Annotated in this window: 17 protein-coding genes and 1 tRNA gene; 12 read left to right on the forward strand and 6 right to left on the reverse strand. The window is 68.4% G+C overall.

Annotated elements, in window-relative coordinates; genetic code table 11:
- Nucleotides 1-48: 48 nt before the first annotated feature.
- The 3 genes from F3K02_RS04275 to F3K02_RS04285 all read left to right on the forward strand — a co-directional run bounded on the left by F3K02_RS04275 (nt 49) and on the right by F3K02_RS04285 (nt 1,902).
- Nucleotides 49-786 carry a ComF family protein gene (locus tag F3K02_RS04275; RefSeq protein WP_177133666.1) on the forward strand — a complete coding sequence of 246 codons (738 nt, stop codon included), beginning with the start codon at nt 49-51 and terminating at the stop codon, nt 784-786.
- A gap of 173 nt (nt 787-959) precedes the next feature.
- The gene (gene trmL / locus F3K02_RS04280; RefSeq protein WP_177133667.1) at nt 960-1,433 is read left to right on the forward strand and encodes a tRNA (uridine(34)/cytosine(34)/5-carboxymethylaminomethyluridine(34)-2'-O)-methyltransferase TrmL; all 474 of its coding nucleotides are present in this window, start codon (nt 960-962) and stop codon (nt 1,431-1,433) included.
- A 145-nt stretch (nt 1,434-1,578) separates the two neighbouring features.
- On the forward strand, nt 1,579-1,902 hold the full coding sequence (locus F3K02_RS04285; protein ID WP_177133670.1) for a hypothetical protein: 324 nt from the start codon (nt 1,579-1,581) through the stop codon (nt 1,900-1,902).
- Nucleotides 1,903-2,022: 120 nt separating this feature from the next.
- Here the strand turns inward: F3K02_RS04285 and F3K02_RS04290 are convergent, their stop codons facing one another.
- The 3 genes from F3K02_RS04290 to F3K02_RS04300 all read right to left on the reverse strand — a co-directional run bounded on the left by F3K02_RS04290 (nt 2,023) and on the right by F3K02_RS04300 (nt 4,094).
- On the reverse strand, nt 2,023-2,478 hold the full coding sequence (locus F3K02_RS04290; protein ID WP_177133672.1) for a MaoC family dehydratase: 456 nt from the start codon (nt 2,476-2,478) through the stop codon (nt 2,023-2,025).
- A 199-nt stretch (nt 2,479-2,677) separates the two neighbouring features.
- Nucleotides 2,678-3,295 carry a ParA family protein gene (locus F3K02_RS04295; RefSeq protein ID WP_177133674.1) on the reverse strand — a complete coding sequence of 206 codons (618 nt, stop codon included), beginning with the start codon at nt 3,293-3,295 and terminating at the stop codon, nt 2,678-2,680.
- Between the two features lie 49 nt (nt 3,296-3,344).
- The gene (locus tag F3K02_RS04300; RefSeq protein WP_177133675.1) at nt 3,345-4,094 is read right to left on the reverse strand and encodes a sulfite exporter TauE/SafE family protein; all 750 of its coding nucleotides are present in this window, start codon (nt 4,092-4,094) and stop codon (nt 3,345-3,347) included.
- Between the two features lie 20 nt (nt 4,095-4,114).
- Between F3K02_RS04300 and F3K02_RS04305 the strand changes: the two genes are divergently transcribed.
- Nucleotides 4,115-4,753, forward strand: coding sequence for a trimeric intracellular cation channel family protein (locus F3K02_RS04305; protein ID WP_177133677.1), 639 nt, complete (start codon nt 4,115-4,117; stop codon nt 4,751-4,753).
- Between the two features lie 43 nt (nt 4,754-4,796).
- On the opposite strand, the gene pcaF is transcribed toward F3K02_RS04305, so the two are convergent.
- Nucleotides 4,797-5,999, reverse strand: a complete 1,203-nt coding sequence (pcaF, locus tag F3K02_RS04310) for a 3-oxoadipyl-CoA thiolase (RefSeq protein WP_177133679.1) — start codon at nt 5,997-5,999, stop codon at nt 4,797-4,799.
- Between the two features lie 77 nt (nt 6,000-6,076).
- Between pcaF and F3K02_RS04315 the strand changes: the two genes are divergently transcribed.
- Nucleotides 6,077-6,514 (forward strand): DUF1841 family protein, encoded by a 438-nt coding sequence (locus F3K02_RS04315; protein ID WP_177133681.1) that lies wholly within the window; start codon nt 6,077-6,079, stop codon nt 6,512-6,514.
- A 46-nt stretch (nt 6,515-6,560) separates the two neighbouring features.
- Here F3K02_RS04315 and F3K02_RS04320 read toward each other — a convergent pair whose 3' ends face one another.
- Nucleotides 6,561-7,229, reverse strand: a complete 669-nt coding sequence (locus F3K02_RS04320; RefSeq protein WP_177133683.1) for a c-type cytochrome — start codon at nt 7,227-7,229, stop codon at nt 6,561-6,563.
- Nucleotides 7,230-7,392: 163 nt separating this feature from the next.
- Between F3K02_RS04320 and F3K02_RS04325 the strand changes: the two genes are divergently transcribed.
- From F3K02_RS04325 to F3K02_RS04340, 4 genes are read left to right on the forward strand one after another with little or no spacing between them, the layout of a single operon-like run.
- Nucleotides 7,393-8,235: an AAA family ATPase gene (locus F3K02_RS04325; protein ID WP_177133685.1), complete on the forward strand. Its 843-nt coding sequence runs from the start codon at nt 7,393-7,395 to the stop codon at nt 8,233-8,235.
- Between the two features lie 37 nt (nt 8,236-8,272).
- On the forward strand, nt 8,273-9,460 hold the full coding sequence (locus F3K02_RS04330; protein ID WP_177133687.1) for a vWA domain-containing protein: 1,188 nt from the start codon (nt 8,273-8,275) through the stop codon (nt 9,458-9,460).
- A 6-nt stretch (nt 9,461-9,466) separates the two neighbouring features.
- A complete protein-coding gene (locus tag F3K02_RS04335; RefSeq protein ID WP_177133689.1) occupies nt 9,467-11,440 on the forward strand; it encodes an autotransporter assembly complex protein TamA in 1,974 nt (657 codons plus the stop codon).
- A 5-nt stretch (nt 11,441-11,445) separates the two neighbouring features.
- The gene (locus F3K02_RS04340) at nt 11,446-15,570 is read left to right on the forward strand and encodes a translocation/assembly module TamB domain-containing protein (protein ID WP_177133691.1); all 4,125 of its coding nucleotides are present in this window, start codon (nt 11,446-11,448) and stop codon (nt 15,568-15,570) included.
- Between the two features lie 108 nt (nt 15,571-15,678).
- Here F3K02_RS04340 and F3K02_RS04345 read toward each other — a convergent pair whose 3' ends face one another.
- Nucleotides 15,679-16,323, reverse strand: coding sequence for an FMN-dependent NADH-azoreductase (locus F3K02_RS04345; protein WP_177133692.1), 645 nt, complete (start codon nt 16,321-16,323; stop codon nt 15,679-15,681).
- Between the two features lie 135 nt (nt 16,324-16,458).
- Between F3K02_RS04345 and F3K02_RS04350 the strand changes: the two genes are divergently transcribed.
- The 3 genes from F3K02_RS04350 to F3K02_RS04360 all read left to right on the forward strand — a co-directional run bounded on the left by F3K02_RS04350 (nt 16,459) and on the right by F3K02_RS04360 (nt 19,003).
- Nucleotides 16,459-17,394 (forward strand): LysR substrate-binding domain-containing protein, encoded by a 936-nt coding sequence (locus F3K02_RS04350; protein WP_177133694.1) that lies wholly within the window; start codon nt 16,459-16,461, stop codon nt 17,392-17,394.
- A 46-nt stretch (nt 17,395-17,440) separates the two neighbouring features.
- Nucleotides 17,441-17,515, forward strand: a tRNA-Arg gene (locus F3K02_RS04355).
- A gap of 60 nt (nt 17,516-17,575) precedes the next feature.
- The gene (locus F3K02_RS04360; protein WP_177133696.1) at nt 17,576-19,003 is read left to right on the forward strand and encodes a phospholipase D-like domain-containing protein; all 1,428 of its coding nucleotides are present in this window, start codon (nt 17,576-17,578) and stop codon (nt 19,001-19,003) included.
- The last annotated feature ends 40 nt before the right edge of the window (nt 19,004-19,043 follow it).

Below are 19,043 nucleotides of genomic sequence, written 5' to 3' on the forward strand. Positions count from 1 at the left end.
GCTCGCTCGGGCGCGCGTATGCGGCGTCGGCGCCAGTATATTGGTCCCATGTCCGGCCGCCACCCTCTGTACCAGCTCATGCAGCGCCTGCCCGGCACCTGTCAGGTGTGTGGCCGCTGGCCTTCGTTGCCGGTGTGCCCGGCCTGCGAAACACGCCACGCGCCGCCCGATCCCCGCTGCCCGACCTGCGCCCGGCGCCTGCCGCCAGGCTCCACGCACTGCGGCGCCTGCCTCTCACAGAGCGAGGGCTCGCACGCGCACAGCCTGCAGACCCTGGTGGCCGCGGTGGACTACGCCTACCCGTGGGACGGTCTGATCGCCCGCTTCAAGTTCCGGGGCGAGCCCGGCTGGGCGGGTCCACTCGCCGCCCTCATGCTGCGCCAGCCGGGGGTGGGCGAGCTGCTGCGCGCGTGCGATGTGGTGGTGCCGGTCCCGGTCACCGCGGCTCGACTGGCCGAGCGCGGCTACAACCAGGCGTGGGAACTGATCAAGGCCTTGCGTCGACAGGCGGCCGATACCCGGGCGCTGGCGCTGTCCGACGCCCTGGTGCGCATCGGCAACGCGCCCGACCAGCACCCGCTGCCCCGTGAACAGCGCCTGCGCAACCTGCAGGGCAGCTTTGTCACCCATCCGCACCACGTGGCCCGCCTGCAGAAAACCCACGTGCTCCTGGTGGACGACGTCAGCACCACCGGCACCACGCTCAACAGCGCCGCCCAGGCGCTGCTGAAGGCGGGCACCGGTCGTGTCAGCGCCCTGGTGCTGGCCCGAACCAGCGGCCACTGAATCTCACCGGCTTCTGATCAAAAGCAGGGACGGTTGCGATGGGCAACCAGGGACGGCGCGGTGCAACGGGAACACGCCGAATTGCGCTTATCATCGCGGCCAAGCAGGGAGCACACAAGGTCAGGCCAACGGCCCGACACCTTGCGCGCGCCACAGCACCTTGACCTGTCTTCATGTTCCACATCGTTCTCGTTGCGCCCGAAATTCCACCCAACACGGGGAATGTCATTCGGCTCAGCGCCAACACGGGTTGCACACTGCACCTGATCGAGCCCCTGGGCTTTTCGATGGACGACAAGCAGATGCGGCGAGCGGGACTCGACTACCACGAGTACACACAGGTCCGTCGCCATGCAGACTGGGCCCGCTTTCTCGAATCCGAACAACCCGACCCGCAGCGCCTGTTTGCCTGCACCACCCGCAGCAGCCGCAGCGTGTACGACAACCGCTTCCAGCCCGGCGACTGGCTGGTCTTCGGCTCGGAAACACAGGGCCTGCCCGAAGCGGTGCGGTCGCAGTTTCCCGACAGCCAGCGTTTGCGCCTGCCCATGATCGAAGGCCAGCGCAGCCTGAACCTGTCCAACTCGGTGGCGGTGGTTGTTTACGAAGCCTGGCGCCAGCAGGACTTCGGGACCACACGTCTGTGAAAACCGTCACTTTGGCAATGGGGAGCCACACCCACACCGGCACCCAGGGTTCCAACACAATAACGAGCTTCCTTTGCCCGCGCCGAGCGAGACCCGCCGCCGCACCACCTGTCCCTGCGCCCCACCAGGTCGCCCGGAGGCCCGCTTGATTCCCACCATCGCCCGCATCATCAGGGGGACGCTCAGCCCGCGCTCGACCGCGCGCAAGACGCCCAGCCTGAAAGACATTCAAGTCATTCGCAACGCCCTGCTTCAAAGCGTGGAGGATTGCGACAGCGCGCCCGCGCAACGCCTGCGCCACAAAATCGCCGCCACCCAGACCGCCAAGGAACTCTGGATGTTGCGCAACGACGCCTACCAGCTGATTTCGCAACAACACAGCCAGAGCGCGGCGGCAGCCCGCATCAACGACCTCATCTCGGCTTTCGAAGGCTGGCTCGAACCGAGCCAGCTGGTGCGCATCAAATAGCCGCGCGCTCGTGGCGCACACCGTTTGCATTCAAAGTGAGAACAAGGCGCGAAGCCGCAGACAGTGCTTTGGCATGGCCAGGCTGCGCAAGGCCGTTATCGCTTTGAAGGCCAATCGGTATCAGGGATAGCGCCGCACCAGCGACTCGGCCACACACACCGGCTTGTCCGAGCCCTCGCGTTCGACCGCCACCGACCACAGCATCTGCAGACCGTCGCGCTCGATCGGCTCCGCGCTGAGCAGCGTCAGGTGCCCGCGCAGACGGCTGCCCACCGGCACCGGCGCCGTGAAACGCACCTTGTTGAGCCCGTAGTTCACGCCCACGCCAGCCTGCCGTATCTCGAAGGACGAGTCGAAAAACACCGGCAGAAGTGACAGCGTGAGAAAGCCGTGTGCAATCGGCGCACCAAAAGGACCGGCGCGGGCCCGCTCCACATCCACGTGGATCCACTGGTGGTCCCCGGTGGCTTCGGCAAACCGGTTGACCTGCTCCTGGGTGATGGTGACCCAGTCGCTCACGGCCACTTCCTGGCCCACACACGCGGCCAGATCGGCCAGGGTTTCAAAGGTTTTCATGGCCGCGACTCTAGTCGGCCAACCCTGCTGCGGGTGTCGGCCGCGCGACAAGCTACCGCCGTGGATATCTGTTTTCAATGGCGCCGGAGCGCCACACCGATGCATGAAGGGGTGCAGCCCAGGGCACCGCCGGGCCGGCTTTGCCGGACGGCCAGTGCCGCCCCCTTGAGGGGGTCGCGCGCAGCGCGGCGGGGGTGTTTCAACTGTTCAACCAGTCGCAGATGCCCTGCCACTGCTGCAGGTCCTTCTCGACCCGGCTCGGCGAGACATCGAACACCGTGAGCCCGCGCGCGGCAAGGTGGATGTAGTTCTGCGTGTCGCGCAGGTAGCCCAGCACCGGCAGGCCGAGGCTGTCGACGAACTCGTGCAGCTTGTCGGCGGCGATGGTGCGCGCATCGACCCGCATGCCGACGATGCCGATGTCGAGCTGGTCGGCGTGGCGCGTCTCAGCCAGCTCGTCGAGAAACGCCCGGGTCGCGTAGATGTCAAAAATGCTGGGCTGCAGCGGCACCAGCACCTTGTCGGCCAGCTTGAGCACGTCCTTGAAGCGCCAGCCGTGCAGGCCAGCCGGGGTGTCGAGCACCACGTGCGAGGCGTCGCGCGGCGGGCGGGCGATCAGGTCGTGCGAGATGGCCCAGGTGGCGATCGGGCGGGCCGCCTCGGGCCGCAGCTTGAGCCAGAGCGCGGAGGACTGCTGGCGGTCCGCATCGCCGAGCATGACGCTGTGTCCCTGACTGGCGAAATAACCGGCCACGTTGGTGGACAGCGTGGACTTGCCCACGCCACCCTTGGGATTCGCAACCACCACGACCGGCATACCGACCTCCTCGTTGTCTAAAAACTGGGTCTATGTTATCGCCACGCCTTCAGCGCCAGGCGTCCCACACGAGCTTGACGCCGGTGAGGAACATGCCGGTGTAGACCAGCCGATAGAACAGCAGCGGCTGGATGCGGTGCGCAATGCGCACCCCCACCCAGACCCCGATCGGCGCAAACGGCAGCAGCGCCAGCGAGGTCAGCATGTTGCGCAGGTCCAGCAGGCCCAGCCAGGCGTAGGGAATCCACTTCGAAAGGTTGATGAAGAAAAAGAAGAACGCCATGGTGCCGGTGAACAGCACCGGCGAGAGCCGCAACGGGATCACATAGGCGTTGATCGGGGGACCGCCCGCGTGAGCAATGAAGCTGGTGAAACCGGAGGTGGCCGTCAGGAGGGCGCCCACCCATTGGGGTGGCGGCGGGCTGTCGGCCCTGGGCGGGAACAGCAGGCGCTGGGCCAGGAACAGCAGGGTGAAGCCGCCCACGATGCCGGCCACCACCTGGGCGTCCAGCACCTTGAACAGCAGCGCACCGATCACGATGCCGAGCAGGCCAAAGGGCAGCAGAAAACGCAGCAAGCGGCGATCCACGTTCTTTCGAAACGCCGCCATGCCCAGCAGGTCCATCACCAGCAACACCGGCATCAGGATCGCCGCCGCCTGCGGCACCGTGACCGCCAGCGCCATCATGGGCACGGCGAGCGAGCCGAAGCCGGCGCCAAAGCCGCTCTTGCTCACCCCCAGCAGCAGCACCGCAGGGATCGCCACGGCGTAGAAGAAGGGATCGGTGATCAGGGGCATGGGGCGACGACAATCCGGCGATGCACAACGTTCAATTCTGGGGCGAAACCCTGCGCCTGCTGGTGGAGCTGGCGGCCACGGCCGCGTTCGCGCTGTCGGGCATCATGGAAGGCGCCCGCAAGCGGCTCGACGCGGTCGGCGTGTGTGTGGTGGGCTTCCTTACCGCGTTCGGCGGCGGCACGCTGCGCGACCTGCTGCTGGACCAGCGGCCGTTTTTCTGGGTGCGCCATGTGGAGATGTTGTGGGGGGTGCTGGCCCTGTGCGTGCTGGCCATGCTGTTTTTGCGGGTGCGCCATTTTGCCCTGACCGAAAAGGCCATCCAGTGGCCCGACGCGCTGGGCCTGGGCCTGTTCGCCGCCACCGGCGTGCACCAGGCGCTGCTGCTGGAACTGCCCGCGCTGGTGGCCGTGCTCATGGGCCTGATCACGGGCGTATTCGGCGGTGTGCTGCGCGACGTGGTGTGCAATGAAATCCCGACCGCTTTCCACGACCACCGCCCCTACGCGGTGTGCGCTTTCGTGGGTGGCTGGGTGTATGTGGGCCTGTGGCAGATGGACGCGCCCGGCTGGCTGGCGCTGGTCGCCTGCGTGGCCGTCACGGCCGGGCTGCGGGCGCTGGCGCTGTGGCGCAACTGGCAGCTGCCGGCCTGGAGGCATTGACTGGGCACCCCCCTTCGCTGCTTCGCGTGCCCGACCCTGGACTTCAGACCCGTTCGATGATCAGCGCAATGCCCTGCCCCACCCCGATGCACATGGTGCACAGCGCGTAGCGCCCGCTGGTGGCGTGCAGGCGGTTGACCGCCGTGGTGGCCAGCCTTGCACCGCTGGCGCCCAGCGGGTGGCCCAGCGCGATGGCGCCGCCCCAGGCGTTGACGCGTTCATCGTCGTCCTGCAGACCCAGGGTGCGCAGCACCGCCAGGCCTTGCGCGGCGAAGGCTTCATTGAGTTCGATCACGTCGAGCTGCTCCAGCGTCAGGCCCGTGAGCGCCAGCACCTTCTGCGTCGCCGGCGCCGGGCCGATGCCCATGATGCGCGGGGCCACGCCGGCCGTGGCCATGCCGACGATGCGGGCCTTCGGTGTGAGTCCGTTCTTGGCGGCGGTGGCTTCGTCGGCCAGCAGCAGTGCGCAGGCGCCGTCGTTCACGCCGCTGGCGTTGCCGGCGGTCACGGTGCCGTCGGGCCGCACCACGCCCTTGAGCTTGGCGAGTGTTTCGAGGCTGGTTTCGCGCGGGTGTTCGTCGGTGTCCACGACAATGGCGTCGCCCTTTTTCTGCGGGATGCTCACGGCGCAGATCTCGCGCGCCAGGTGCCCGGCTTTGATCGCGGCCACGGCTTTCATCTGGCTGGCCAACGCCATGCGGTCCTGGGCTTCGCGTTCGATGCCGTAGTCGGTGGCCACGTTCTCTGCCGTTTCGGGCATGGAGTCCACCCCGTACTGGGCTTTCATCAGCTTGTTGACGAAGCGCCAGCCGATGGTGGTGTCGTAGACGGCGTTGTTGCGGCTGAAAGCGCTCTCGGCTTTGGGCATGACGAAGGGCGCTCGGCTCATGCTCTCCACACCGCCGGCGATCATGAGGCCGGCTTCGCCGCTCTTGATGGCGCGCGCGGCCGTGCCCACGGCGTCCAGGCCGGAGCCGCACAGGCGGTTGATGGTGGCGCCCGGCACCTCCAGCGGCAGGCCGGCCAGCAGGCTGCTCATGTGGGCCACGTTGCGGTTGTCTTCACCGGCCTGGTTGGCGCAGCCGAAGAGCACGTCGGTGATGGCGGCCCAGTCGACGTTCGGGTTGCGCATCATCAGGGCGCGCAGCGGGATGGCGCCGAGGTCGTCGGTGCGCACGCTGGAGAGTGCGCCGCCGTAGCGGCCGAAGGGGGTGCGGATGGCGTCGCAGATGAAGGCCTGGGTCATGTTGTGTCTCCTGAACAGTGGGCACCACTGTACCCAAGCGGGTCACGGGGTGTCGTTGCTTGCGGGACAATGCCCCCATGTTCAATCCGTCTCAAACCGATGTGCGGCGATTCTTCTGTTCGGTCCACGCCAAGCGCCTGGACGAACAACCCATGGAGGCCATCGAAACCCTGGCCGGCCAGTGGATCGCCGAACACCCCGAATACCACGCCGAGCTGTCCGACGTGGACGCGGCCCTCACCCGCCTTGGCGAACCAGGCAGCGGCACCAGCGAGAACCCGTTCCTGCACCTGTCCATGCACCTGTCCATCAGCGAGCAGTGCAGCATCGACCAGCCACCGGGCATCCGCCAGGCGGTGGAGCTGCTGGCCGCGCGCCGTGGCGACCTGCACGCTGCGCACCACGAGGTGATGGAGTGCCTGGGCACCATGCTCTGGGAAAGCCAGCGCGCCGGCCGACCGCCCGACGGCCAGGCCTACATCGACCAGGTGCGCCGCCGGGCGACGAAAGACTGAAACAAAAAAGCCGCTCGTTGAGCGGCTTTTTTGAAGCTTGCAGCGATCAGCGGAAGCGCGGCTGCGGCACGACCGACAGTTCGCCATCGAGCGAAGCCAGGTACTTGGCGATCTGGCGCATTTCGGTGGGGGAGAACTGCTTGGCCATGCCGGCCATGATGGGGTTGGCGCGACCCACCACCTGGTTGCCCTCGACCGTGTAGGCCTTGAGGGCGACGAACAGGTAGTCGGCGTGCTGGCCACCGATCTTGGGGTAGGTCGGGTCGATCGGCTTGCTGAAGTTGGCGCCGTGGCAGGACGCGCAGGCGCCCTTTTCGATCAGGGCTTGCGTGACCTGGTCGGGGGCCTTGGGCGTCTCGGCCGCGGTCTTGGAAGCCTGCGAGGCGTAGAAAGCGCCCAGATCGGCCATGTCCTGCTCGCTCAGCGATCCGGCGATGCCGCGCATGGACGGGTGCTTGCGTTCACCCTTCTTGTACGCCGTCAGGGCCGAGATGATGTACTTGTCCGACTGGCCCGAAATCTTGGGGACTTTGTGGATTTCAGGAAAACTGTTCTGGTAACCCTGAATGCCGTGGCAGCCGATGCACATGTCGGCCTTCTTCTGACCCGCCTCAGCGTTGCCGGTGAGGCCCTGCGCCTGGGCGGTCAACGCGACCGCAGAAAACGTCGCAGCGGCGACAAGTGAACGGGCGATCATGGGCAACAGTTGGTTCATTTTGCAAGCACAATGAGATGAATGATTGATAAAAATCAATGCTCGATTATATAGACTCGATCATCACCGGCCACTTATTGATTACCCTGATCCCCGGCCCTGCGGCCTGTGGATCGCGGCCCACACCCGCAGCGTTTTCCCTTCCCAACCCGAAGCCCCCGACATGAAATTCCAAGGCACCCAGAACTACGTCGCCACCCAGGACCTGATGCTGGCCGTCAACGCGGCCATCACCCTGAAGCGCCCGCTGCTCGTCAAGGGCGAGCCCGGCACCGGCAAGACCATGCTGGCCGAGGAAGTGGCCGAAGCGCTGAAGCTGCCGCTGCTGCAGTGGCACATCAAGAGCACCACCAAGGCGCAGCAGGGCCTGTACGAATACGACGCGGTGAGCCGCCTGCGCGACTCGCAGCTCGGCGACGAGAAGGTCAAGGACATCCACAACTACATCATCAAGGGCGTGCTCTGGCAGGCCTTCACCGCCGACCAGCCGGTGGCGCTGCTGATCGACGAAATCGACAAGGCCGACATCGAGTTCCCCAACGACCTGCTGCGCGAACTCGACCGCATGGAGTTCTACTGCTACGAGACACGCGAACTGGTCAAGGCCAAACACCGCCCGCTGGTGTTCATCACCTCCAACAACGAGAAGGAACTGCCCGACGCCTTCCTGCGCCGCTGCTTCTTCCACTACATCAAGTTCCCCGACGCCGAGACCATGAAGCGCATCGTGGACGTGCACTTCCCCGACCTCAAGCAGGACCTGCTGACCGCGGCGATGAAAACGTTCTACGACGTGCGCAACCTGCCCGGCCTGAAGAAAAAGCCCAGCACCAGCGAGCTGCTGGACTGGCTCAAGCTGCTGCTGGCCGAAGACATCCCGCTCGAAGCGCTGCAGAGCGCCGACAGCAAGGTCAGCATCCCGCCGCTGGTGGGCGCCTTGCTGAAGAACGAACAGGACACCACGCTGTTCGAGAAGCTGGTGTTCATGAACCAGCGGAACCGGTGACCGGCGGTTCTTGCGTCCTCGATCTGGAGGTCCTGCCATGCTGATCGACTTCTTCTACACCCTGCGAGCCGCCAAGCTGCCGGTCTCGGTCAAGGAATTCCTGACCCTGCTTGAAGCGCTCAAGCAGGACGTGGTGGGGCCGACGAATCCGGACGCCTGCACCATGGACGACTTCTACTTCCTCAGCCGCACGGCGCTGGTGAAGGACGAGAAGCATTTCGACAAGTTCGACCGCGCCTTCGCCGCCTACTTCAAGGGCGTGGAGATGATCGCGGACTTCACCAAGCCGATCCCCGCCGACTGGCTGCGCCAGGAACTGGAACGCATCCTCTCGGCCGAGCAGATCGCCAACGCGCCCAAGATGGACTGGGACGAGCTGATGGAGACGCTGAAGAAGCGGCTCGAAGAACAGAAGGAGCGCCACGAGGGCGGCAGCAAGTGGATCGGTACCGGCGGCACCTCGCCGTTTGGGCACGGTGGCAAGAACCCGCAGGGCATCCGCATCGGCGGCAAGGGCGGCAACAAGTCGGCCGTCAAGGTGTGGGAGCAGCGCGCCTACCGCGACTACGACGACACGCAGGAACTCGGCACGCGCAACATCAAGGTGGCGCTGCGCCGCCTGCGCAAGTTCGCGCGCGAAGGCAACGACCTCGAACTCGACCTGCCCGACACCATCCGCGCCACCGCCGCCAACGCCGGCTGGCTGGACATCAAGATGATCCCGGAGCGGCACAACAACGTGAAGGTGCTGCTGCTGATGGACGTGGGCGGCACGATGGACGAACACATCCAGCGCGTCGAGGAGCTGTTCAGCGCGGTCAAGAGCGAGTTCAAGCACCTGGAGTTCTATTACTTCCACAACTGCGTCTACGACTTCGTGTGGAAGAACAACCGCCGCCGCTACGCCGAGAAGTTCCCGACCTGGGACATCATGCGCAAGTACAACAAGGACTACAAACTCATCTTCGTGGGCGACGCGACCATGAGCCCCTATGAAATATTGCAACCCGGCGGCAGCGTGGAATACAACAACGAGGAAGCGGGCGCCGAGTGGTTACAACGGCTCACACACACGTTTCCCAAATTCGCGTGGATCAATCCGGAACCCCAGGGGGTGTGGCAGTATCGACAGAGCATCAGCGTGATCCAGCAACTGATGGGCCAGCGCATGTACCCGCTGACCCTCAAGGGGCTGGAGGACACGATGAGGATGCTCTCGAAATAGCCCCGCATGAACCTCCCCCTTCTGCGCCGTGTGGCTTCCACACGGCTTTTTTGTCTGCTTTTGTTGCTGCCGCTCGGGGCCGCGGCGCAGACACCCGCCGCGTCCGGACCCGACGCCGCCGGCACGGCCGCCGCTCCGCAGCTTGAGCCCGACGGTGCCGCAACAGGCCCGGCGCGCTTCGACATCCAGCTCGAAGCGCCCGCAACGATCCAGCCCTTCCTGCTGCGCCACCTCGATCTCCAGCGTTACCGCAACCTGCAGGACCTCGACGGCAGCGAACTCGACCGGCTGCTGATCGCGGCCCCCGACAACCTGCGCGACCTGCTGGGCACGCAGGGCCACTTTTCACCGCAGATCAGCGTCGGCCGCGAGCCCGCCACCCCGGGCGGCGCAGCGGCGCCCGCGCTGGGCACGGTGCGCATCCGCATCAAGCCGGGTCCGATCACCTCGGTGGCTTCTTCCAACGTCTATTTCCGGGGCGACATCGCGAACGCCGAAGCCGCTACGGCCCAGCGCGAAACCATCCAGCGCAGCGGCCAGCAGGCGGTGGGCCAGGACTTCACGCAAGCCGGCTGGGGCCGCGTGAAGTCCGACACCCTGCGCCTGCTCACCAACGAGCGCTATCCGCGGGGCCGCATCGTCAACAGCCTGAGCGACATCGACGCCACGGCGAACGCCGCCCACTGGCACATCGAGCTCGACTCCGGCCTGCCGGTACAGGTCGGCACCGTGCGGGTGGAGGGCGCCGAGCGCTACGGCACGGCCACCGTGGAGCGCCTGGTGCGCCTGGCCGGCCTGCGGCCCGGCGCCGACTACAGCCTCACCCGGCTGCAGGACGCCCAGCAGAAAATCGCCGACAGCGGCTACTACACCTCGGTCTTCGCCTACGTCGATCTGGAGCCCGGCGACGACCCGGCCACCGGGGCGCCGGTGGTGGTGCAGGTGAAAGAAGCGCAGCTGCAAAGTGTCGTGCTCGGTGTGGGCGGCAGCACCAACAATGGCCCGCGCCTCTCGGCCGAACACAAACACCTGCGCCTGCCCGTCATCGGCTGGCAGGCGCTGAGCAAGCTGCAGCTCGAACGCAACGACCAGCAGCTCTCGTCCGACTGGAGCGCGCCGATCGAAGACGACGGCTGGCACTGGCTCGCCGGCGGGCGCCTGGCGCGCCAGATCGACGACGAAACCACCATTTCCAGCCTGCGGCTGAGCGCGGGCAAGGCGCAGGCCAGCGCCCTGCTGGATCGCCGCTATTTCCTGCAGTTCGACCGCGCGCGCACCGTCAACACCGTCTCAAGACTGGCCTCGTCCGACGGCAACGACGCCGCCATCTCGGCCAACTATGGCTGGACCTGGCGCCGCTTCGACACCCTGCCCTACCCCAACCGGGGCTACGGCCTGGGGCTCACGCTCGGTGTCGGCACGACGCTGGGCGGCGTGCGCCAGCCCTTCGTCAGCACCCAGGCGCGCTGGCTCGGCTACTGGCCGCTGGACCCCGTGACCGAGGTGCTGGACGACCTGCTCACGATCGGCCAGGCGCCGGACAAACCCGCGTCCAGCAGCCGCAACGGCCGCCTGGCCTTGCGCCTGCAAGGCGGCGCGGTGCTGGCCGACGCCGACGCCCCCATCCCCGACACCCTGCTCTTCCTCACCGGCGGCGACACCACGGTGCGCGGCTACGGCCTGCGCGACATCGGCGTGGTGCAGCCCGACGGCAGCGTCACCGCCGGGCGCTACCTGGGCGTGGCCAGCTTCGAGTGGCAGCGCCCGATCTGGCGCAACAGCGTGCGCACACCCTGGGAAAGCGTGCTGTTCGTGGACGCGGGCGTGGTGAGCAACCAGACCTCGCAGGTGGATGCCCAGTTGGGTGTGGGCGCGGGCCTGCGCTACAACAGCCCGGTGGGGCCGCTGCAGCTGGACCTGGCCTACGGCGTGGACGCCAAACGGTTCCGCGTCCACCTCAACGTCGGCTTCAGCTTCTGATCCGCATGGCCGAACACGACAGCCCTTCCCCAGCGCCCGAAGCCACGGCGCCCCAGCACGGCGCGCGCTCGGGTTGGCGGCGCCTGGGCTGGGTGGCTGCCTGGCTGCCCGGCGCGGCGCTCGCCCTGCTGCTCGCCGGCGGCGTGGCGTTCTGGCTCTGGGCCGCCACACCGGGCTCGCTGGCGCAGTCGCTGGGCTGGGCACAACGCTGGATGCAGGGGCGCACCGAAACCCTGGGCCAGCTGCACACCGAAGGCGTCGAAGGCAGCCTGCGCGGCGGCGGGCGCATCGCCGCGCTGCGCTGGACGCGGGGTGCGCTCAGCGTGCAGGCCGAGGGCGTGCAGCTGGACTGGAACGAGGCGCTGTGGACCGGCGCGCTGCTCGGCCGCGGTGCGCACCCGAAGGCGCTGACCATCCGCACGCTGCGGGTGAACGACGAGCGCCCGCCCACGCCCAGCGAACCGATGCAGGCGCTCACGCTGCCCTTGCCGCTGAGCCTGGCGTTCAGCGTGGACCACTTTGAACTCACGGGCAAGACAACGCTCCAGCTCGACGGCATCCGCGGGCACTACCGTTACGGCGCCCTGAGCGACGGCGGGGACGCCCCCGCGCTGCCCGACACCCCCGGCCTGAGCACCGCCCACCGCCTGCGCCTGGACGCGCTGCAGCTCGCCGACGGCCACTACCGCGCACAACTCAGCCTCGGCGGCGAAGCGCCGATGCCGCTGGCACTGGACCTGCAGGGCGACATCCGCACCACCGTGCCCGACGGTGCCGGCCTGAGCCTGGCCGCCGAAGCCCGGGCACGCGGCACGCTCGCCGGTGCACAAGCCGCGCTGGACCTGAGCGCGAACGCTCAGGGCGCGCCCGGCACCGCCGGCCCTGAAACCACGCTCGCGCTCACCGCCCGCGTCCTGCCCTGGGCCGACCAGCCGCTGGTGAGCGCCGACCTGAACACCCAAGCCCTGAACCTCGCCGCGCTCTGGCCCACCGCGCCCGCCACGGCCTTGAGCGGCCGGCTGCAGGCCCGGCCCGAGGGCGAGGGCTGGCGCGCGCAGCTCGCGCTCGACAACACGCTCATCGGCCCCGCCGATCAGCGAGGCCTGCCGCTGCAAAGCCTGAAGGCCGACATCCAGCAGCTCGGCCAGCGCTGGACCGTCTCCGGCCTGGAAGCGCGCCTGGGCGGTGGTGAACTGAAGGGCCAGGGCGGTTTCAACCTCGACACCTCGGGCGTCACCACCACCGTCAGCCAGTGGCAGGGCGAACTCCAGGCCCAGGGCATCCGCCCCGCCCTGCTCTGGAGCCCGCTGGCCCCGGGTGCGCTGGACGGCCAGTTCAGCGCCCAGGCCGCCCCCGACGCCAAGGCACCCAACGCGCTGGACCTGAGTGCCCGCGTCCTGCCTTCGGCCCGCCAGCCGGCCGGCGCCCAACTCGGTGGCCTGCGCCTGAGCGAGGTGCGCGTCAAAGGGCAATGGCGACCGGACGCCGCCTCGCCGGCCCGGGGGGTGCTCGAACTCGTTGAGGCGCGCGTGCGCATGGCCGACGCCCAGCTGGATGCCAGCGGCCAACTCGATACCACGCGCTGGGCCTACGACGGCCTGCTGAGCCTGCAGGTGCCCGGCGCCCGGCTTGAAGCGAAGGGCCAGGCCGCCTACGCGCAGGGACAGGGCGAAACCAGCCTGCAGCTCGACAGCGCAGCCCGCGTGCTGGCCTGGGTGCGCAGCCTGCAGAACCTGCCTTTTGTGGGCAAGTCCGTGCGCGCGGCGCTGGACGGCCAGGACGCGCTGCGTGCCGAGGGCAGCGGCGGTGCCCGTCTGGGCTGGGTGGGGGGTCTGGGTGCCCTGGGCTGGCCGGTGCCGCCGGGTGAGACCCGCCCGGAAGGTGGCGCTGCAGCGCCCCGGCTGCAAGCCTCGGTGACCGTGCCGCGCCTGAGCCTGCAGACCGGCCAGGCCACCGCCACCGTGTTCAGCGGCGTGTCGCTCCGGGCCGAGGGTCCGATGAACGCCCTGCAACTCAGCGCCCAGGGCAGCGCCAGCGCCCCACCCTGGCAGGCCACGCTGGCCGCCGCCGGCAACAGCACCCTGACACCCGGCGCTGGCCGACTGGACCTGAGCCGCCTGTCGCTGAGCCTGGCAAACCAGCCGGGCGACACCACCACCCCCACCGGCTGGACGCTGCAAAACGCCCAGCCGCTCCAGCTGCGCTGGCAAAACACGGCGGCCACCGGTCTGGCCGTGGACGCCGGCACGGGCGAGCTGCAGCTGCGGCCCCAGCCCGGCGCGGCACCGGCCCTGAACACGCCCGTCACCCTCGGCTGGCAGCGCCTGGTCTGGCGTGCGCAGGCGCTGGAGACCCAGGGACGCCTGCAAGGCCTCTCATTGCCCTGGATCGATGCGCTGACGGCGCTGGGCCAGCCGCCGGGCCGCGGGCTGATCGCGGCGAACAACCTGAGCGGCGATCTGGTGTTCGATGGCGAATGGGACCTGCGCGTGCCCGCCGACACGGCCTCGCCATTGACGCTTTCGGCCTCGCTCCAGCGCCGTGCGGGCGACCTGCGCTGGCAGGGCAACGGCAGCGCCGCGTCGGCCACACCCGGTGCCACCCCCGGCAGCCCGGTGACGGCCGGCGTGAAAGACGCGCGCATCAGCCTGAGCGTGAAAGACCGCGAGCTGCAGGCACTGCTGCGCTGGGACACCGAACGCCTGGGCCAGGCCAGCGCCGACGCGTCCTCCCGGCTCAACCCGGGCAGCGCGCCGGCCAACGCCAGCGCGCTCGAACGCTGGTGGCCCACCAGCACGCCGATCCGCGGCACGGCGCAGGTGCGGCTGCCGCAGGTGGGCGTGTGGTCCATGCTGGCGCCGCCGGGCTGGCGCATGAACGGCACGCTCACGGCCGACGCCACACTGGGCGGCACGCGCGGCGCGCCCGAATGGCGCGGCAACCTGCAGGGCGACGAGCTGGCGCTGCGCTCGCTGGTGGACGGCTTCGCCTTCAGCAACGGGCAACTGCGCGCCACCCTCGTCGGCGACCGCATCAGCGTGGACCGCTTCAGCCTGCAAGGCCCAGGTGGCGCCGCCGTCGGCGGCACCCTGGAAGCCAGCGGCCAGGCCGAATGGCGCGCCGTGCCCGGCAGCCTGCTGCGCCAGCCCTTCATCGAGCTGCAGGTGCAGGCGCAGCGCCTGCGCGTGTCCAACCGGGCCGACCGCCGCCTCACGCTCTCGGGCGAAGTGAGCGCGAAACTCGCCGGCCGCGAGCTGCAATTGCGCGGACAGCTCAAGGCCGATTCGGCGCTGTTCATCCTGCCCGACGAAACGGCCCCCAGCCTCGACGCCGACGTGGTCGTGCGCACCACCCGCACCCTGCCCACCGAGGCCGGCGATGCGCAGCGCGTGTTGCCCGACGTGTCCATCCGCCTGGACCTGGGTCCGCAGTTCGAGGTGCGCGGCCAGGGCATACAGACCCGGCTCGAAGGCCAGCTCACCGTGCTGGCCACGCCGGCCCTGCCCACACCGCGCGTGATCGGCGAAGTGCGCACCGCCAGCGGCACCTACCGCGCCTACGGCCAGCAACTCAACATCGAGACCGGCGTGATGCGCTTCACCGGGCCTTACGACGACCCGGCGCTGGACATACGTGCCACGCGCAAGCTGCCTGAAAACATCGAACAGCGTGTGGGCGTGCTGATCACCGGCAACGCACAGGCGCCGCGCGTGGGCCTGTTCGCCGATCCCGACCTGCCCGATGGCGACAAGCTGGCCTGGCTGGTGCTCGGCCGCCCGGCGTCCTCAGCTGGCGCACAGGCCTTCGTCTTGCAGCAGGCTGCGCGCCGGCTGCTTTCGCGCGGCGGCGAACCGCTGGAAGGCGCGCTGGCCCAGTCGCTCGGGCTGGACGAAATCGGGTTCTCCAGCACCGGCACCCGCACCAACGCCGACGGCACCACCACCACCGACGCCGCCCTCACGCTGGGCAAGCGCCTCTCCAACGACCTCTACCTGAGCTACGAACAGAGCGTGACCGGCGCGATGAGCACCGTGTCCATCCTGTACGACCTCTCCAAGCGCCTGACCCTGCGCGCGCGCGCCGGCACCGAGAACGCGGTCGACCTGATCTTCACCAAAAGATTTGATTGACTCCCCGCCGCGCTGCGCGCGACCCCCCAGGGGGCAACACGAGCGGCCCGGCAAAGCCGGTTCCGCCGTGTTCTGGGTTCAGACACTGCGCTCCGGAGCCGTGTTTACTCAGGCTGCTTCAGCCACCACTGCCTGGTTCGCCGCTGCCGCGGTGTGGCGGCTGATCTCGCCTTCGGCGGTGGTCAGGGCCTGGGCCTTGGCGTCCGGGCCCAAGGCCACGCCTTCGGCGCGCACGAAGCGCACATCGGTGATGCCGAGGAAGCCGAACACCGTCTGCAGGTAGCTCTCCTGGTGCTCCATGGCGCGACCGGCTTCGCTGGTCGAATACACGCCACCGCGCGTGATCGCCACGATCACGGTCTTGCCGCCGGCCAGACCGACCGGGCCCTTGTCGGTGTACTTGAAGGTGCGGCCGATCTGGGCCACGCGGTCGATCCAGGCCTTGAGCTGGCTCGGCACCGAGAAGTTGTAGAGCGGAGCGCCGATCACGACCACGTCGGCGGCCAGGAACTGGCTCACCAGCGCTTCGGACAGCGCGTTTTCTTCCCGCTGGATCGCGGTTTCGGCGGCTTGACCGGTGCGAAAGCCCAGGGCGTCAGCGCCCAGGTGGGGCACCACGTCGGCGGCCAGGTCGAGGTGCTGCACCTGCGTGCCGGGGTGGGTGGCCACCCAGGCGGCCACGGTGCGGGCGGTGAGCTGGCGGGAAACGGACTGTTCGCCGGTGATGGCGGAATCGATGTGCAGCAGTTGCATGGTGATCTCCTGAAAGGGGTGGGCCACGTGGCGTGGCGGTGAATTGATTGTGATTTCGTTGCGATTCATTGATAAGTCCCCATATTTAATATTGATCGTTCCATAATCAGGACAATTACCCGGGAGAGATGCGCCATGCAGGACCTGAACGACATGCTCTTGTTCGCCGAAGTCGTGGAACGCGGCGGCTTCGCCGCGGCCGGCCGGGCGCTGGGCCTGCCCAAGTCGCGGCTGTCGCGCCGTGTGGCCGGGCTGGAAGCGCAGCTGGGTGTGCGCCTGCTGCAGCGCACCACGCGCAAGCTCTCGCTCACCGAGGTCGGCGAGGCCTACCTGCGCCACTGCCAGGCGTTGCGCGAATCGGCCCAGGCCGCGGCCGACACCGTGGCCCAGGTGCAGACCGAACCACGCGGCACCCTCCGCGTGGCCTGCCCGGTCACGCTGGCGCAGACCGTGCTGGCCGAGCTGATGCCGGACTTCCTGGCGCGCCACCCGCTGGTGCGCATGGAGATGCTGGTGAGCAACCGCGTGGTCGATCTGGTGGAAGAAGGCGTGGACGTGGCGCTGCGCGTGCGCACCACGCTGGAGGACAGCGGCAGCCTGGTGGTCAAGCGCCTGGGCGACGACGCGCCCGTGCTGGTGGCCAGCCCCGCCCTGCTGGCCCGCCAGGGCACACCGACCACACTGGACGAGCTGAGCCGGCTCGACAGCATGGCCATGTCCACCACCGACGGCCGCGCCAGCATCCCCCTGACCGACCCGGACGGGCGCCAGACCACCCTGCAGCACACCCCGCGCTACGTGGCCGACGACCTGCTCACGCTGCACGTGGCCGCGCTCGCCGGCACCGGCATGTGCTGGCTGCCCAGCTACATGTGCGAAGACGATCTGCGCCAGGGCCGGCTGGTCCGGCTGCTGCCCGACTGGCAGACACCGCGCGGCCTGGTGCACGCGGTGTTCCCCTCGCGCCGCGGCCTCACGCCCGCCGTGCGCTGTTTCCTCGACTTCCTGGGCGACCACGTACCCACCCACAGCAGCCTGCGCAGCCGCGAGGCCCCCGTCGGTACGCCGTGAGCCAGAGGCCCGGGCCGCAGTCCACCTTTACAATGCGCCGTTCCCCGCCGCCATAGTTCAATGGATAGAACGAGTGCCTCCTAAGCGCTAGATACAGGTTCGATTCCTGTTGGTGGTACCACCCCGGACCGCACGCAACAAAGTCGCACGCCCGAGCAGCAGGCACGCGAGAATCGTGCGCATGTCCCGCCTCCCCACTCCGATCCCGACCTGGCTCCGCTGGCAGGCCGCAGCGCTGGGCGCGCTGGCTGTGGCCTGTGCGCTCACCACCACCGGTTGCACCAGCCTGTCGCCCGAGGCCCTGGAGCCGACCGATCAGCCCGTGACCGCGGTGGCGTTCGAGAACGCCCGCGGCGAGGTGTCGGCTGGCAAGAGCGCGGCCATCGTGCAGTCGCTGGAACGCAGCGCTGGCGACAGCGACATCCTCGACAAACACCTGGCCGTGGAACAGGCGATCAACGCCGACAGCCCGCTGGTGCTGGGCAACAAGCTCACGCTGCTGCAGGACGGCCCCGCCACCTACGCGGCCATGTTTGCCGTGATGCGCGAGGCCCGGGACCACATCCACCTGGAAACCTACATCATTGCCGACGACGAGGTGGGCCAGCAGTTCGCCGACCTGCTGCTGGCCAAGCAGGCGGCCGGCGTCCCGGTGCGCCTGATCTACGACAGTGTGGGCTGCCTGAACACGCCCCGTGCGTTTTTCGATCGCCTGCGCGCGGGCGGCATCCAGGTGCTGGAATTCAACCCCGTGAATCCGCTGGCCAGCCACCAGAAGGCCTGGCGGCTGAACAACCGCGACCACCGCAAGCTGCTGGTGGTCGATGGCCGCATCGCCTTCATCGGCGGCATCAACATCAGCGAGGCCTATTCCAGCGGTTCGTCCATCCACCTGAGCGGGCCCAAAGCCACCGGCGATGCGGGCTGGCGCGATACCCATCTGCAGATCGAAGGGCCGGTGGTGGCGGAGTTCCAGAAACTGTTCCTCGACACCTGGCAGAAACAAAAGGGGCCGGCGCTGGCCACCGGCCAACCCTTCCCGCGGCTGGAACCGCAGGGCGACAACATCGTGCGCGCGATCGGCAGCGCCGCCGGCGATCCCCGCAGCCTGATCTACCTCACCTTGCTGTCGGCGATCCAGCACGCCGAGCAGCGCAGCCACCTCACGATCGCGTACTTCGTGCCCGATCCGCAGCTGATGGCGGCGCTGACCGCTGCGGCGCAGCGCGGTGTCGATGTGAAGCTGATCCTGCCCAGCCACACCGACTCGTGGGCGACGTTTCACGCCGGTCGCTCGCACTATGGCGCGCTGCTGCGCGCCGGCGTGCGCATCCACGAACGGCGAGGCGCCGTGATGCACGCCAAGACCGCCACCATCGATGGCGTGTGGTCCACCGTCGGCTCCACCAACCTGGACTGGCGCAGCTTCCTGCACAACGACGAGATCAATGCCGCGGTGCTGGGCCGCGATTTCGCAGCGCAGCTGGAGGCCATGTTTGCCCGCGACCTGGCCGAATCCAACGCCATCGATCTGAAACAGTGGGAGCGCCGCTCGATCCTGCTGCGGCTGCAGGAATGGGCGGCGCGGCTCGCCGAATACTGGCTGTAGCGCAAACCTGTGTGTTCCACCTTCCAGGAGACCCCCATGC

Source organism: Hydrogenophaga aromaticivorans (assembly GCF_013387465.1).
GTDB lineage: Bacteria > Pseudomonadota > Gammaproteobacteria > Burkholderiales > Burkholderiaceae_C > Hydrogenophaga > Hydrogenophaga aromaticivorans.

Coding starts and splice junctions, on each gene's coding strand:
- F3K02_RS04335 (WP_177133689.1), top strand. CDS start 9,467: ATGAACCTCCCCCTTCTGCGCCGTGTGGCTTCCACACGGCTTTTTTGT.
- F3K02_RS04360 (WP_177133696.1), top strand. CDS start 17,576: ATGTCCCGCCTCCCCACTCCGATCCCGACCTGGCTCCGCTGGCAGGCC.
- F3K02_RS04325 (WP_177133685.1), top strand. CDS start 7,393: ATGAAATTCCAAGGCACCCAGAACTACGTCGCCACCCAGGACCTGATG.
- F3K02_RS04350 (WP_177133694.1), top strand. CDS start 16,459: ATGCAGGACCTGAACGACATGCTCTTGTTCGCCGAAGTCGTGGAACGC.
- pcaF (WP_177133679.1), bottom strand. CDS start 5,999: ATGACCCAGGCCTTCATCTGCGACGCCATCCGCACCCCCTTCGGCCGC.
- F3K02_RS04320 (WP_177133683.1), bottom strand. CDS start 7,229: ATGAACCAACTGTTGCCCATGATCGCCCGTTCACTTGTCGCCGCTGCG.
- F3K02_RS04315 (WP_177133681.1), top strand. CDS start 6,077: ATGTTCAATCCGTCTCAAACCGATGTGCGGCGATTCTTCTGTTCGGTC.
- F3K02_RS04305 (WP_177133677.1), top strand. CDS start 4,115: ATGCACAACGTTCAATTCTGGGGCGAAACCCTGCGCCTGCTGGTGGAG.
- F3K02_RS04340 (WP_177133691.1), top strand. CDS start 11,446: ATGGCCGAACACGACAGCCCTTCCCCAGCGCCCGAAGCCACGGCGCCC.
- F3K02_RS04295 (WP_177133674.1), bottom strand. CDS start 3,295: ATGCCGGTCGTGGTGGTTGCGAATCCCAAGGGTGGCGTGGGCAAGTCC.
- trmL (WP_177133667.1), top strand. CDS start 960: ATGTTCCACATCGTTCTCGTTGCGCCCGAAATTCCACCCAACACGGGG.
- F3K02_RS04300 (WP_177133675.1), bottom strand. CDS start 4,094: ATGCCCCTGATCACCGATCCCTTCTTCTACGCCGTGGCGATCCCTGCG.
- F3K02_RS04345 (WP_177133692.1), bottom strand. CDS start 16,323: ATGCAACTGCTGCACATCGATTCCGCCATCACCGGCGAACAGTCCGTT.
- F3K02_RS04330 (WP_177133687.1), top strand. CDS start 8,273: ATGCTGATCGACTTCTTCTACACCCTGCGAGCCGCCAAGCTGCCGGTC.
- F3K02_RS04275 (WP_177133666.1), top strand. CDS start 49: ATGTCCGGCCGCCACCCTCTGTACCAGCTCATGCAGCGCCTGCCCGGC.
- F3K02_RS04290 (WP_177133672.1), bottom strand. CDS start 2,478: ATGAAAACCTTTGAAACCCTGGCCGATCTGGCCGCGTGTGTGGGCCAG.